Annotated in this window: 14 protein-coding genes; 4 read left to right on the top strand and 10 right to left on the bottom strand. The window is 45.5% G+C overall.

Annotated features, from left to right (window positions below; genetic code table 11):
• Positions 1–150: 150 nt before the first annotated feature.
• Genes BCT27_RS14895 through BCT27_RS14880 form a run of 4 tightly spaced genes read right to left on the bottom strand, consistent with a single transcriptional unit; the run spans position 151 to position 3,096 of the window.
• Entirely contained in the window at positions 151–591 is a 441-nt protein-coding gene (locus BCT27_RS14895) for a type IV pilus modification PilV family protein (protein ID WP_102318945.1), read from the bottom strand.
• Positions 581–1,867: a hypothetical protein gene (locus BCT27_RS14890; protein ID WP_102396126.1), complete on the bottom strand. Its 1,287-nt coding sequence runs from the start codon at positions 1,865–1,867 to the stop codon at positions 581–583. Before BCT27_RS14890 ends, BCT27_RS14895 begins: the two co-directional genes overlap by 11 nt.
• A gap of 3 nt (positions 1,868–1,870) precedes the next feature.
• A complete protein-coding gene (locus BCT27_RS14885; protein ID WP_102391824.1) occupies positions 1,871–2,560 on the bottom strand; it encodes a PilW family protein in 690 nt (229 codons plus the stop codon).
• The gene (locus BCT27_RS14880; protein ID WP_102318948.1) at positions 2,557–3,096 is read right to left on the bottom strand and encodes a pilus assembly FimT family protein; all 540 of its coding nucleotides are present in this window, start codon (positions 3,094–3,096) and stop codon (positions 2,557–2,559) included. Before BCT27_RS14880 ends, BCT27_RS14885 begins: the two co-directional genes overlap by 4 nt.
• A gap of 57 nt (positions 3,097–3,153) precedes the next feature.
• On the opposite strand from BCT27_RS14880, the gene BCT27_RS14875 reads away from it, so the two are divergent.
• Positions 3,154–3,630 (top strand): type IV pilin protein, encoded by a 477-nt coding sequence (locus tag BCT27_RS14875; protein WP_102396125.1) that lies wholly within the window; start codon positions 3,154–3,156, stop codon positions 3,628–3,630.
• A 43-nt stretch (positions 3,631–3,673) separates the two neighbouring features.
• Here the strand turns inward: BCT27_RS14875 and dnaJ are convergent, their stop codons facing one another.
• The 3 genes from dnaJ to grpE all read right to left on the bottom strand — a co-directional run bounded on the left by dnaJ (position 3,674) and on the right by grpE (position 7,655).
• Complete coding sequence (gene dnaJ / locus BCT27_RS14870; protein ID WP_017012482.1) at positions 3,674–4,816, bottom strand: molecular chaperone DnaJ; 1,143 nt, start codon at positions 4,814–4,816, stop codon at positions 3,674–3,676.
• Between the two features lie 126 nt (positions 4,817–4,942).
• Positions 4,943–6,856 (bottom strand): molecular chaperone DnaK, encoded by a 1,914-nt coding sequence (gene dnaK, locus BCT27_RS14865; protein WP_102318950.1) that lies wholly within the window; start codon positions 6,854–6,856, stop codon positions 4,943–4,945.
• A gap of 196 nt (positions 6,857–7,052) precedes the next feature.
• Positions 7,053–7,655 (bottom strand): nucleotide exchange factor GrpE, encoded by a 603-nt coding sequence (gene grpE, locus BCT27_RS14860; protein WP_017012480.1) that lies wholly within the window; start codon positions 7,653–7,655, stop codon positions 7,053–7,055.
• Positions 7,656–7,838: 183 nt separating this feature from the next.
• Here grpE and nadK point away from each other — a divergent pair, with 183 nt between their 5' ends.
• The 3 genes from nadK (at position 7,839) to bamE (ending at position 11,050) form a co-directional block, all read left to right on the top strand.
• Entirely contained in the window at positions 7,839–8,720 is an 882-nt protein-coding gene (nadK, locus tag BCT27_RS14855; RefSeq protein ID WP_017013349.1) for an NAD(+) kinase, read from the top strand.
• A 158-nt stretch (positions 8,721–8,878) separates the two neighbouring features.
• Positions 8,879–10,546 (top strand): DNA repair protein RecN, encoded by a 1,668-nt coding sequence (gene recN / locus BCT27_RS14850; protein ID WP_102396124.1) that lies wholly within the window; start codon positions 8,879–8,881, stop codon positions 10,544–10,546.
• Between the two features lie 147 nt (positions 10,547–10,693).
• On the top strand, positions 10,694–11,050 hold the full coding sequence (gene bamE / locus BCT27_RS14845; RefSeq protein WP_017012477.1) for an outer membrane protein assembly factor BamE: 357 nt from the start codon (positions 10,694–10,696) through the stop codon (positions 11,048–11,050).
• A gap of 69 nt (positions 11,051–11,119) precedes the next feature.
• On the opposite strand, the gene phoU is transcribed toward bamE, so the two are convergent.
• The 3 genes from phoU to pstA are packed head-to-tail and all read right to left on the bottom strand — an operon-like array spanning position 11,120 to position 14,331.
• Positions 11,120–11,827 (bottom strand): phosphate signaling complex protein PhoU, encoded by a 708-nt coding sequence (gene phoU / locus BCT27_RS14840; protein ID WP_017012476.1) that lies wholly within the window; start codon positions 11,825–11,827, stop codon positions 11,120–11,122.
• A gap of 13 nt (positions 11,828–11,840) precedes the next feature.
• Complete coding sequence (gene pstB / locus BCT27_RS14835) at positions 11,841–12,659, bottom strand: phosphate ABC transporter ATP-binding protein PstB (protein ID WP_017012475.1); 819 nt, start codon at positions 12,657–12,659, stop codon at positions 11,841–11,843.
• A gap of 25 nt (positions 12,660–12,684) precedes the next feature.
• Positions 12,685–14,331, bottom strand: coding sequence for a phosphate ABC transporter permease PstA (gene pstA / locus BCT27_RS14830; protein WP_102396123.1), 1,647 nt, complete (start codon positions 14,329–14,331; stop codon positions 12,685–12,687).
• Positions 14,332–14,347: the final 16 nt, after the last annotated feature.

The following is a 14,347-nucleotide window of genomic DNA, read 5'->3' as shown; positions in this document are numbered from 1 at the left end:
ATCAATTTTGAAGCCGTTTCACCGTACTGATTCAGTGGCCAGTTCCGTGTGGAGCAGGTCGCCGTGTCAGTGAGGTCGCATTATAGGGATGGTTCAGATCTTGGCAAGGGCTTTTTGTGAAAAACATCACGAAAAGCGCCCGCTCGAGCACTAATTGAGCAGGTTGGTGTATTTTGATACGGAAACAGGTATCGATAGGTTTTTGAAGCTTCCTGAACGGTCATTCCAGGATACGCTAACAATAAGTACCTTCGCGTAGGGCTCTTCAACGCCAGTTTCATCGGGATCCTTTAGCACTCCACCTTCAGCCCCCCTTAGAACAATAGAGAAAGGGCTACCATTTTCTAGCGACAATTTACAATCCGTGATGTCAGCTAGCGTTCTATCGGCGCAGCTAGAACCTATCGTATTAAAGCTTTGAAGCATGGCAATTTGCCTTTCAGCAATATAGGTCGCTTTAACAAATAGACCTGCGTTAGCTTTTTCTACCTCTATATAGCTGTATAGCTTTAGTGTTCCAACGCCTGATAGCACAACAATAAAGATAGATATCAGAACCTCTACCAATGAAAACCCACGATTAGAAGTCATGAATGCTCCCTTTTAATATCCTAGGTATACCAGAACCTCCTGGCGATGGGTCTTTACCTTCGTCATACCCTGGCTTAAATGATCCCTTCACGAGTGATATTGAACCCGGAACATCGACGAGATAGCTTCCCTTACTCTCATAGGAGCCATGGAAGTAAAACGGTAATTTACCCCATTTACTCGAATCATTTTTGTACTCAAGAATCAACTCAGCACAAAGAGAAGACATCGCTCCGCCTTCACATAGATTGTGACCCGTCCCGTCTGTCTTTTGATATGCTCCCCACGAATCTGCGAGGCTACTTTCTGAATAATCGACCGTAAACTGAAAAATTGTTCCATGAAATGTGAAAGCATCTTTAGCGCCGACCACACCATTCTTTATAACGACAAGCGGAGGGTTTTCACTACTTCCTGCACCAGATAGCCCAGCTATAAAACAGTCGCCATCAACCCAGATCTTTTTTTTACCCGCATCGATTTCAGACTTAATGGTACTGCCGCAACTGCTAACCGCTTCTTTGTTTGAAATCGCAGATCCTGTGGTTATCTTTACGTCAAAAGTCTTTTTTACACTTGCCCAATTTTCTTTGGGTGTATAAAACAAATCTTGGAATACATCGATATTTTCTTGATTATCTAATATGTCAGATTCGAATTTGTTTGTTACAGGATCAGACTTCGCAGGTATGTGAGTGCTGAAGTTTTCATGACATTGCTCATTCGTTCCGGTCAGTGCCGATTTGAATTCAGCGGAACTTTTGCCAACATCGATAGTGACATCGCCTCCTGCAATAATGGCAATGCACTCATATATACCTATATCTCCATCGGTACCGATTTTGTCGCCTTTCGCAGGTATCCAAGCATTACCGCCATCTAGAACCAAACTGCCCGAGGTCTTGAATGTTGCAGCCGTAGCTCCACCAGATTTAACCAATACACTCTGAACGGCATAGCCTGACGTGGCACTCAATGTCCAGTGCGTCATGTCATCAGTCAATGTAATACTGCTGTTTGTTGGCGCTTGACAAACATCAAAGACTGATTGGCTAAAATCAGCATCTTTTGGATTGAGCCCCTTTTCCTCAAACACTGCAATGGCGCAATCTAGCCCGGCTTTAGCGTTTGCTCTTTGCTGAGTATCTATCACTATGTTTTGTGAATTTTTAATGTCTGAAATCCCCGAGCTTCCAACTGATATAGCAAACAAAGCGATAATTAAAACAACACTGCTAACTACAGCTAACGTAGCCATTCCTTTTTGGTTGTTCATGCATTAACCATCCACGTTGGGTACAACAACGGAGAAATTTACCGAATCAACGACCGAGCTGTCTGCTTTCAATGAAGCTTTGATCTCTATGTCAATAGATTGAAGGCGATTCGTATTGCTGCCAACAGAGTGGTAGCTGCTTCTTTGGAAAGTCAGTGTATTAATAACGATCCTGTCGAAAGTCATATCTCGCCAATATCCACTTGTACCGCCATCAGAGCTACCACTGCCGCAGTTCCAATTCGTAAGCCCTTTCCAATTTTCATAAACTTCAATGACAGGGTTATTCTTACTGTCTTGTCCTAACCTGTATCCCTTCGCATCATCTTTATTAAGAGATAAGGCTCCCGAACGCTTGTCATGGTTGTAGGCAAATAGGATGCATGCCCTTTTCTTCGTTTCAGTCGCGCTATCATCGATTAAAATTGAAGAAGAATCACCTAACGAATCTGACAACATAAAGACATTCGTAGACACGCAGTCAAAGCAAAAACCCGCTCTTTTTATCTCATTGCTTATCGTTGTCGCTAACATATTTAGCTGAGTATTGAGGAAATCCCTTTGGAGTTGTTGCGTACCCATGCTGGTGTTAACTGAAAACAAGGCGAGAGCGGAGGCAAGAACGATAAGACTGACGGTCAAGCCAATCATCATTTCTATAAGGGTGTAACCGTACAGCAATGCTTTTTTCATGATGGACAAGCATCCCAATCACTCACGGCTGTGTTACTGCATCCTTTTAGACCGGAATATTGTCGGATCATAATGCCAGACTCTTTGCCTGTTTCAGATCCTGCCGAAAGTTTGAGCGTCGTGTTTGTAGAGGGAAGGCCAGTCATATGTGAGAAGTGAAAGAGTTTTACTGGTCCAGTTTCCACTGGAGATTGGACGGCAACCAAGTCGTCAATATCAAGAAAAACCTTCTGCAAACCTTCATTATCCGAACAAGAAAACGCCTTAGCATCAGATGTTTCGCTTAAACCAATACAACCACCAAACACATTGGAAACAGGGATGTAATGTACATAGACATTACGATGACGTTTTAGCGACTCTGATTGCCCGACTTCCAAAACCGAAAGCAACTGCATTGCAGTGCTTTCAACCTTCGCAGTTTTGTGTGAGGAAACATATGTAGGGACTGCTACCGCTGTGACCACTGCCAGTACTGACAAGGTTGTTATCATTTCAATTAAGCTAAATCCGCGTAGTCGATTCCAATAACTCACTGTTGACGTCCAATATTTCCAACATAACTTGTCTGGATATTATCACGAAGATAACTTATGCCTTTGGAATCAATAAAGAATTACTGCATAGCGAAGATAAAAATGGTTCGAGGAATCAAAACGTTACAACTGGGTATGACATTGATCGAAATATTAGTGGCTATCGCTATTATTGGTGCGCTGACATCTATAGCGGTACCCGCATTCAGCAACTATTTGATCCAAGCAGAAAGAAGCCGTGTACAAACCGATCTTTATCAATTGCAGGTTTGGGTAGAGCAGCAATACACAGCTACAAGCGCTTACCCTTCAAAAATAGAATGCACAAGATGCCAAGTATCCGAGGAATATACATTTTCTATCGACAATTCAGGGGCAGGCAATGACGTTTACAAAATTAAGGCCACCCCAAAATCAACGTCAAATCAGAAAAATGATACCGACTGCTACACAATGATCATTAATGCTGCATCGGAGCAATCAAACACGAGTAAAGATGGAACCGCATTAGATAGCAGCAAATGTTGGACATAAAAAAACCGGCCATCAGGCCGGTTTTTTGTATTCGCTTTGCGTCTTAGCTTGTCAGGTCATCAAAGAATTTTTTGACGCCATCAAAGAAGCCTTCAGATTTAGGCTTGTGCTTTTTCGCTGCACTTCCACCCAAAGACTCTTCAAACTCTTTTAGAAGTTCTTTTTGTTTGCTGCTTAGGTTAACAGGCGTTTCTACCACAAGCTTACAAATCAAATCACCGACGCCGCCGCCGCGCACTGACTGAACACCTTTACCACGCATGCGGAACATGCGACCGGTTTGTGTTTCAGACGGTACTTTCAGGCTAACACGGCCATCAAGAGTTGGGACTTCAACTTCACCACCTAGCGCAGCCATCGTAAAGCTCACAGGCACTTCGCAATAAAGGTTGTTGGCATCACGCGTAAAGATGTGGTGGTCGCGAACGTGAACTTGTACGTATAAGTCACCCGCTGGTGCACCAAACTCTCCAGCTTCACCTTCGCCAGTCAAACGGATACGGTCACCCGTGTCGACACCTGCTGGGATCTTCACGCTAAGTGTTTTGGTTTTCTGAACTCGTCCTTGACCATGGCAAGAATCACAAGGATCTTTGATGATTTTTCCACGACCGTGACAGGTAGGACAGGTTTGCTGAACTGCGAAGAAGCCTTGACGCATCTGCACTTGGCCTTGGCCATGACACGTACCACAAGTTTGTGGTGATGAGCCCGCTTTCGCGCCACTGCCACCACATGGGTCACAGCTTACATAGGTAGGAACATCGATTTCGCGTGTAATACCGCGAACCGCCTCTTCAAGAGACAATTCCATGTTGTAACGAAGATCCGCGCCGCGTTGCGCACGTTGTGCACCACCGCCACGACGACCACCGCCAAAAATGTCACCGAAGACATCACCAAAGATGTCACTGAAGTCTGCGCTTCCGCCACCGAAACCGCCGCCACCCATGCCACCTTGTTCAAATGCAGCATGACCGTACTGATCGTAAGCAGCACGTTTCTGATCGTCAGTTAAGATTTCATAGGCAAGTTTAACTTCCTTAAACTTATCTGTGGCTGACTCATCACCTGGATTTTTATCAGGGTGATATTTCATCGCCAGACGCTTGTACGCTTTTTTAATGTCGCGTTCGCTGGCGTCACGGCTTACGCCAAGTACTTCATAAAAATCACGTTTTGACATTTTTCAGTTGTCACCTGTTTTTATACTAGGCGGACAAAAATCCGCTTCGCATGATACAACTACGGGCGGAGGAGAATCCTCCTACGCCCGTGCGAAATAAAACGGCTAGCTAAAAATTAGCTGGTTTTATTTTTTGTCGTCTTTAACTTCTTCGAACTCAGCATCAACAACATCGTCGTCTTGCTTAGACTCTGCACCGGCGTCTTGAGCTTGAGCAGACTGGGCTTGTTGCTGTGCAACTTCCATCAATTTCTGAGAAGCGGCGATAAGCGCTTGTACTTTCTCGTCGATTGCTGCTTTGTCTTCGCCTTTACGCGCTTCTTCTAGCTCAGAGATAGCAGTTTCAATTTTTGCTTTCTCGTCTGCTGGTAGTGCGTCGCCAGCTTCTTCAATTTGCTTGCGAGTACCGTGAACCATTTGGTCAGCTTGGTTGCGAGCAGTAACCAGTTCTTCGAACTTCTTATCTGCTTCTTTGTTCGCTTCCGCTTCCTGAACCATTTTCTCGATTTCGTCGTCGCTCAGACCACCCGATGCTTGGATAGTAATCTTCTGCTCTTTACCTGTGCTCTTGTCTTTTGCAGACACGTGCAAAATACCATCCGCATCCAAGTCGAAAGTAACTTCGATTTGTGGCATACCACGTGGTGCCGCTTGAATACCTTCTAGGTTAAATTGACCTAGAGATTTGTTATGCATGGATTGCTTACGCTCACCTTGCAGAACATGGATAGTTACTGCGTTTTGATTGTCGTCAGCTGTTGAGAACACTTGATTCGCCTTAGTAGGGATCGTGGTGTTTTTCTCAATCAGTTTCGTCATCACACCGCCCATGGTTTCGATACCAAGAGACAGTGGAGTAACGTCTAGTAGAAGTACGTCTTTAACGTCACCCGCAAGAACACCACCTTGAACCGCAGCACCAACAGCAACTGCTTCATCAGGGTTTACGTCTTTACGTGCTTCTTTACCAAAGAATTCAGCAACTTTTGCTTGAACCATTGGCATGCGAGTTTGACCACCAACCAAGATAACATCGTTGATGTCGTTAACAGACAGGTCCGCATCCGCAAGAGCAACTTTCAATGGCTCCAGTGAACGTTGAACCAAATCTTCAACAAGAGACTCAAGCTTCGCACGAGTCACTTTGATGTTCATGTGTTTAGGGCCTGACGCATCAGCAGTGATGTACGGCAGGTTAACGTCAGTTTGTTGCGCAGAAGACAATTCGATCTTCGCTTTTTCTGCAGCTTCTTTTAGACGCTGCATCGCTAGCGGATCTTTACGCAGGTCAATACCTTGGTCTTTTTTGAACTCTTCAACCAAGTAATTGATCATGCGGTTATCGAAATCTTCGCCGCCTAGGTGAGTGTCACCGTTGGTTGCTAGAACTTCGAATGTTTTCTCGCCGTCAACTTCATCAATCTCGATGATTGAGATATCGAAAGTACCACCACCAAGGTCGTATACCGCGATAGTGCGGTCGCCGCCTTCTTTATCCAGACCGTATGCCAATGCAGCAGCGGTTGGTTCGTTGATGATACGTTTAACTTCTAGACCTGCGATACGACCAGCATCTTTGGTTGCTTGACGCTGAGCATCGTTGAAGTACGCAGGAACAGTGATAACCGCGCCAGTGACTTCCTCACCAAGGAAATCTTCTGCAGTTTTCTTCATTTTTTTCAGAACTTCGGCAGAAATCTGAGGCGCAGCCATTTTCTCGCCTTTCGCTTCTACCCAAGCGTCGCCATTGTCAGCTTTAACAATTTTGAACGGCATGATTTCGATATCACGTTGTACTTCTTCGTCTTCAAAACGACGACCGATCAGACGTTTGATCGCGTACACTGTGTTTTCTGGGTTAGTAACAGCTTGGCGTTTTGCAGGCTGACCTACTAAAGTTTCACCGTCCTGGGTGTATGCGATGATCGATGGCGTTGTGCGATCGCCTTCGGCGTTTTCGATTACGCGTGGCTTGTCACCGTCTAGTACTGCTACACATGAGTTGGTAGTACCCAAGTCGATACCAATGATCTTACCCATTTGGTTTTCTCCGAAAATTCATCTTATATATTGCGTAACCCCTATATGGGGTTGGCTATTCAGGGTTCAACCCTAATAAAGAAAATTTTTTATTTTCTTTCCCGTTGACAGGTAAATGAGGGCTGCTTTTTTGCTTTCAAGGCTTCAAACGAAAAAAAACCCGCTTAAAAACGGGTTTTCTTCAAAACTGGCAATATTAGGCTTGTTCGTTAACGTTGCCTGATGCTGCTTTTGAAACCATAACCATCGCTGGACGTACAACGCGACCATTCAGTGCGTAGCCTTTTTGCATGACCAACATCACTGTGTTTGGTGCATGCTCAGCACTTTCTTGAATAGACATAGCTTGGTGGAATTCAGGGTTGAAGGCTTCACCTTCAGGGTTTAGCTCAACAAGGCCAAATTTCGCCACAGAATCTTTCATGGTTTTCAAGGTCAACTCAACACCTTCAAGCATAGGCTTCAGTGTTTCGTTTTCTTTGTCTGCCATTTCTAGGGCGCGTTCCATGTTGTCGATAACTGGAAGCAGTTCATTCGCAAAACGTTCCAATGCAAATTTACGCGCTTTATCGATCTCTTGCTCGGTACGACGACGAATGTTTTCAACATCTGCGCGTGCACGTAGCACGCTATCTTGCTGCTCTTTTACCGTCGCTTCGCTTGCTTCAAGCGCCGCTTCAAGTTCAGTGATCCTACTAATCATCGCATCAGTCTCTGCATCAAGGGCGTTTTCGTCCTGTGACGCAGCCGCGTCGTTTTGCAATTCTTCTTCCTGGATCTTATTTTCTTCGTTGCTCATGCTCTCTCCGACACAATACTCTGTGTTAACTCCCCAAAAAACCGATATTGGGAAATCAATCTCGACAGTTTTGCTTATTATGGGGATGTATGCCCGTGTTTCAAGGTGTCATTCGTGGCAAAGCACGACAAGCTTTTATCAATAACTTATAATTGAGCCTCTAAATGGCGCAGGATCAATAAGATGTCAAAGCGTTTCAATACTATCGCTCTGGTTGGTAAGCCAAGAAATCCGGAGGCGGTAGCGACTCACGAGAGTCTTTACCAGTGGCTTACTGAACAAGGTTATCGCACATTGGTCGATAACCGACTTGATAATTACTTAAATATTCCCGCGCAAGATTTTCACGATTTACTTTCCCTGGGCGAAAAAGCCGATCTCGCGATTGTCATTGGTGGTGATGGCAACATGCTGGGTGCAGCACGCGTTTTATCGCGTTTCGATATTTCTGTTATTGGGATTAACCGCGGCAACCTTGGCTTTTTGACCGACATTGATCCTGATGATTACGAAGCGGCACTGACGTCTGTTTTAGAAGGCGACTACGTCGAGGAACATCGTTTCCTATTGGAAGCAGAAGTTCATCGTCATGGGCAGATTAAAAGTCATAACGCGGCCCTCAACGAAGCTGTGCTTCACCCAGGTCAAGTTGCACATATGATTGAATTTGAGGTGTATATTGATGATAACTTCGCCTTCTCTCAACGTTCGGATGGTTTAATCGTTTCAACACCGACTGGCTCAACCGCGTATAGCTTATCGGGTGGCGGTCCGATTCTATCGCCAAGTTTAGATGCTATTTCACTGGTTCCTATGTTTCCGCATACGCTCTCGAGTCGACCACTGGTTGTCGACGCAAACCGTCACATTAAATTGGTGGTTTCCCCAGACAATGGAAGCACGCTAGAAGTCAGTTGCGATAGCCAAGTTTCTCTTCCCGTCAATCCAGGGGATGAAGTTCACATCTACCGCAGTCCATCGTTCTTGCAGTTGATTCATCCCAAAAATTACAGCTATTACAAAACGCTGCGTACAAAACTAGGATGGTCAAACAAACTGTTTTAGTTCTCATCCATTCATACAAAAAGAGCAGGCTTAGCCTGCTCTTTTTGTTATCTAAATCACATTTTTCTCATTCACAGTGCATTGAACAACTTTACTGTATGTAATCACAGTATATACTGTATATATCAACAGGTGATGATTAATACAGGTACTCATACATGCTGGCGCACATTACGATTCAGAACTTTGCCATTGTTAAAGCGTTGGAACTCGACTTTCACAAAGGAATGACAACCATTACGGGTGAAACCGGAGCGGGTAAATCTATTGCGATTGATGCACTTGGCCTATGCCTCGGCGATCGCTCAGACCCTTCAATGGTACGTCCTGGTGAAGAGAAAGCTGAGATTGTGGCCCTGTTTAATTTGCAGAATAATCCTGCCGCACGACGCTGGTTAGAAGACAATGAACTGGTTGATGGTGACGAATGCATTCTTCGTAGAATCATTACCAAAGAAGGTCGCTCTCGCGCCTTAATTAATGGCAGCCCAGTACCAGCATCTCAGCAAAAATCACTTGGTCAGCATTTGATCAACATTCATGGCCAGCACGCGCACCAACTATTGATGCGTAACGACTACCAACTAACTCTGCTGGATCAGTATTCAGGCCACCAAAACCTGCTGCATACTATGCGACAGCGTTATCAGGCATGGCGTGCCGCGAGAAATGAACTCAAACAGCTAGAAAAAAACAAAGATGCTTTCGAAGCACAAAAACAGCTTCTTGAATACCAAGTAAACGAGCTTAACGAATTAGCACTGGGTGAAAACGAATACCCAGAACTGGAAGAAGAGCACAGACGCCTTTCCAATTGTGGTGATATCGCCATTTGTAGCCAAAGCGTGCTTCAAGCCCTGACTGAAGACGACAATAACAATGCCATGTCATTGTTGCAGTTTGCACAGCATAAGCTCGCTGAGCTTGCCGCGATGGATTCGCGTTTTTCTGAACTGACCCAAATGTTAGATGAAGCCTATATTCAAGTTCAGGAAACCACGCACGAGATTTCCAGTTACATGGATAGACTCGACATGGATCCTTCACGCCTCAGCTATTTAGATGAGCGCATGGCAACGATTCTTCGTTTGTCACGCAAGCACCAAGTCGCGCCTGATTCGCTGTTTGCCGCGCATCAATCTCTGGTGACAGAGCTAGAAACGTTTAACAGCAGCGATGAAAAAGTTGAGCAATTGGCTGCTGATGTCGATGCTAAATATCAATCGTGTTTACTTGCAGCGGAAAAACTCAGCAAGAGTCGTAAGCGTTACGCGAAAGAGCTCGACAAGCTGATTTCATCCAGCATGCATGAATTAAGCATGGAACACGGTAAATTTCACATTGCCCTAGAAAGTAGCCCTGATAATAATTTGTCGCCTCTGGGTGTTGATAGCATTGAATTGCTGGTTTCCACTAACCCAGGCCAACCTATGCAGGCGCTTGGAAAAGTGGCGTCTGGTGGTGAGCTATCACGTATCTCTCTTGCTATTCAAGTTATCACGGCACAGAAAGTGGATACCCCAAGTTTGATTTTCGATGAAGTCGATGTCGGTATCAGTGGTCCAACAGCCGCCATCGTAGGGCGACTGCTAAGAAAACTTGGCGAGTCCACCCAAGTAATGTGTGTGACACACTTGCCACAAGTCGCGGGTTGCGGTCATCAGCAAATGTTTGTGACTAAGACCAGCAACAAAGGCAACACCACCACAAGCATGGTGCCTCTGGATGTGTCGTCACGCGTTCAAGAACTCGCGCGTTTGCTTGGTGGTAGCGAAATCACTGAGCACACGTTGGCAAACGCACGTGAACTGCTCATCGCAGCGTGATTTTCAGATTTATGGGTGTTTGTGGTCTAAGATAAGAAACTTTTTGGAAATAGCACGGTCGAACTGACAAGTTCAAGCAAGAGATTTTTACTTCTCGTATTAGCTTGTTTATCATCGACCCCTATTTTGGAAATGAAGTAAGAAGTCATGCGTTGGAAAAACATCGCTGTGGTATCACTTGTTTTAGCCAGCCTTACAGGCTGTTCTCTTGCTAACAAGTTGGTTTACCGCATAGATATTAATCAGGGAAACTACATCGACCAAAATGCAGTTGAAGAACTCAAGTTTGGCATGACCAAGGAACAAGTAAAATTCTTACTTGGTCCTCCAATGTTAGTGGAATCAGGCTATCCGAATACTTGGTATTTTGTGCAATACCTCAAACCTGGGCACGATGCGCCAGAACAAAAAGAACTGATTTTGTCATTCGATGACAGCAACCAATTGGTTGGCATGAAAGGCGATTATCAACCCGGCACACGGTTCTTTGAAGCCATTCGCTAACGCGTTCCCCTTTACAAAAAAACCCGCTACTGCGGGTTTTTTTCTATCTGGGCTATGTGAAATAGCGACCTACTTGAGCATTTTCTCTAGCTGCTCTTTGTTCGTGTGTCGTATGTCTTTGCCTTTCACGAAATAAATAATGTATTCACAAATGTTCTGGCAACGATCACCCACACGTTCTATCGCTCGTGCAGACCACATCACTTTCAATACGTTAGGAATAGAGCGTGGGTCTTCCATCATATAGGTCATTAACTGACGAATGATCGCTTCGTATTCTTTATCGAGTTGGTCGTCTGAGTGGTAAACCTTCATGGCCGCATCAACGTCCATGCGTGCAAATGCATCCAGCACATCATGCAACATACGGGCGGCTTTCTGCCCAAGGTTCTCAAGGGATACTAAGAACGGCTGCTGATGGTTTGAAAAGTTATCCAGCGCCATTTTCGCGATGCTGTCAGCAACATCACCAATGCGCTCTAAATCCGTGATTGTTTTGATGATAGCAATAACCAAACGTAGATCGCCCGCCGTTGGCTGACGCTTGGCGATGATCCTCGTACAAGCCTCATCGATCGCCACCTCCATCGAATTAACCTTGTGATCTTCTTTGATCACCTGCTTTGCAAGGTCAGCATCTTGATAATGCATCGCGCGCAGCGCATCCGTTAACTGACGCTCCACCAGCCCTCCCATCGCTAAAACATGTGTGCGAATAGATTCAAGTTCAGCATTGAACTGACCTGAAATATGGCGGCTGATGTTGAGGTTATCCATCTACGTAAGATCCTTAGCCGTAACGGCCAGTAATATAGTCTTCGGTTTGCTTGTTCTTGGGTGTGGTGAACAGCGTATCTGTGTCCGCATATTCTACCAACTTCCCTAAATTGATAAACGCGGTTTGATCAGAAACACGTGCTGCTTGCTGCATATTGTGCGTAACAATAACCACGGTAAATTTGCGTTTTAAATCATTGATCAATTCTTCAATGGTCAGCGTGGAAATAGGGTCGAGCGCCGATGTCGGTTCATCAAGAAGCAGAACTTCCGGTTCAATGGCAATCGCTCTCGCAATCACCAAACGTTGTTGCTGACCGCCCGACAAACCAAAGGCGTTTTCATGAAGGCGATCTTTTACCTCATCCCACAATGCTGCGCCACGAAGCGACCGTTCGACCGCATCATCCAAGGTACGCGCATTTTTCACACCCTGAAGGCGAAGACCATAAATCACATTCTCATAAATGGATTTAGGAAACGGATTTGGCCGTTGAAATACCATCCCAACTTGGCGACGTAATGCAGGCACATCCACATCTTCATTGTAGATGTTCATCCCATGCAGCGATATTTCACCGCTTACGCGACAGCCATCCACCAAATCGTTCATTCGATTAATACAACGAAGTAGCGTCGATTTTCCGCACCCTGACGGACCGATAAATGCCGTCACTTTCCCTTTGGGAATACGCATATTGATATCGAACAATGCCTGAGTATTGCCGTAGTGCAGGTTGAGATTTTTGATCACCAATGCCGTCTGTTCATCAGGCAGTGATGACAGATCAACCGGGCCAGGCAATCCAATGTTGGCATTGATAGAGATCATTTCGCTATCGGTTCCTCATGAAGAATTACACTTCTTGTTCAAGCGCACGATACTTCTCGCGCAAGTGGTTACGAATGGTGATTGCCGCCAAATTCAAACTCACAATCACGGTGACCAGTAAAAACGATGTCGCGTATACCAGAGGTCTCGCCGACTCAATGTTTGGGCTTTGGAAGCCGACATCATAAACATGGTAACCCAGGTGCATGAACTTTCTGTCTAGGTGAAGAAACGGGAAGTTACCATCAAGCGGTAGACTTGGCGCGACTTTCACCACCCCAACGAGCATCAAAGGAGCAACTTCCCCTGCAGCCCGGGCGATAGCCAAAATCAATCCCGTCATAATCGCAGGGCTTGCCATAGGCAAAACGATGCGCCACAAGGTTTCTGATTGTGTTGCACCCAGCGCCATTGAGCCATGACGCACAGACGAAGGAATACGCGCTAAGCCCTCTTCTGTCGATACAATCACAACTGGCAAGGTCAAAATGGCCAAGGTCAATGAAGACCAAAGAATACCTGGAGTACCGAACGTTGGATTGGGTAAATCGTCCGAATAAAACAGGGCATCAATGTTGCCGCCAACGAAATAAACGAAGAAACCCAACCCAAACACGCCATAGACAATCGACGGCACACCCGCCAAGTTCACAACGGCAATTCGAATCATGCGAGTAAACGCATTCTTACTGGCATATTCATGCAGATATACGGCAGATAACACCCCAAGTGGTGTCACCATGATTGACATCAGCAATACCATTAACACGGTACCAAAAATGGCGGGGAACACGCCGCCTTCTGAGTTTGCTTCACGCGGGTCTTCTGTCACAAATCGACCAATGTGAACCAACCAATGCCCTAATTTTTCATGCCACCCCATCGCATTGGGATACCAGACAGACAACACATCATCGATAGGTATCATGACAGAGTGACCATTACGATCTTTTACAATTAAGCTGTCTAGGGACATTTCAGTGCGCAGTGACGCTAACGTAGCTTCTAATCCTGCGTAGCGAGATTTCAACGCCACAATTTCATCATTCACCGAATCAGGCACGGACTCACCCGCTTTAAGCAATGCTCTTTCTTCCACACGAAGCGCATTTAGCGCATAACTGACCTTGCCGATTTCAGTGTGTTCAATAAGAGAAATCTCGTCACGGTGATCACTCGCCAACGTGACCTTTTGTTCAATCAAACTTGGCGTAAGCGTCTCATCAACCAGTTTACCACCCTGCATGTAGCCACTCGGAATGCCGAAGAAGACCCCGTTTTCAACGCGTTCAACCACCGCAAGATCTGGCAATGCTTTTTGAGAAAGCAGGTTTTGCTCCAGCACTGAGATAAAGTCGTGTGCCTCTCGCTCACGGTTCGCAATCTTAATCAATAAACGCGTGTGGTCTAACAGTGTCGGGTTTTTAAGCGCAATACCGGCTTCTTGAAGTTGAATTGAAGACACGTTCTCAGTGCCATAGATTTCACCAATAAATGTCTCAACACCGCTCGGAGTATCAATTTCAAATTGATAAACAGGTGACGGCCAAAAGTACGCCAATCCCTTCCAACCAATAAGCAACATCACCCCAAGCACAGCAATAAGGCACAGGCTGACCATGCCAGCAGACATCCATACCCAAGGTGAACTTCTGTTCAAGCGTTTAAACATAATCACACCCCGCTAA

Source organism: Enterovibrio norvegicus (assembly GCF_002876705.1).
Lineage (GTDB): Bacteria > Pseudomonadota > Gammaproteobacteria > Enterobacterales > Vibrionaceae > Enterovibrio > Enterovibrio norvegicus_B.
Note: the sequence above shows the minus strand (reverse complement) of the source record. Positions and strands in the feature narration are given on the sequence as shown.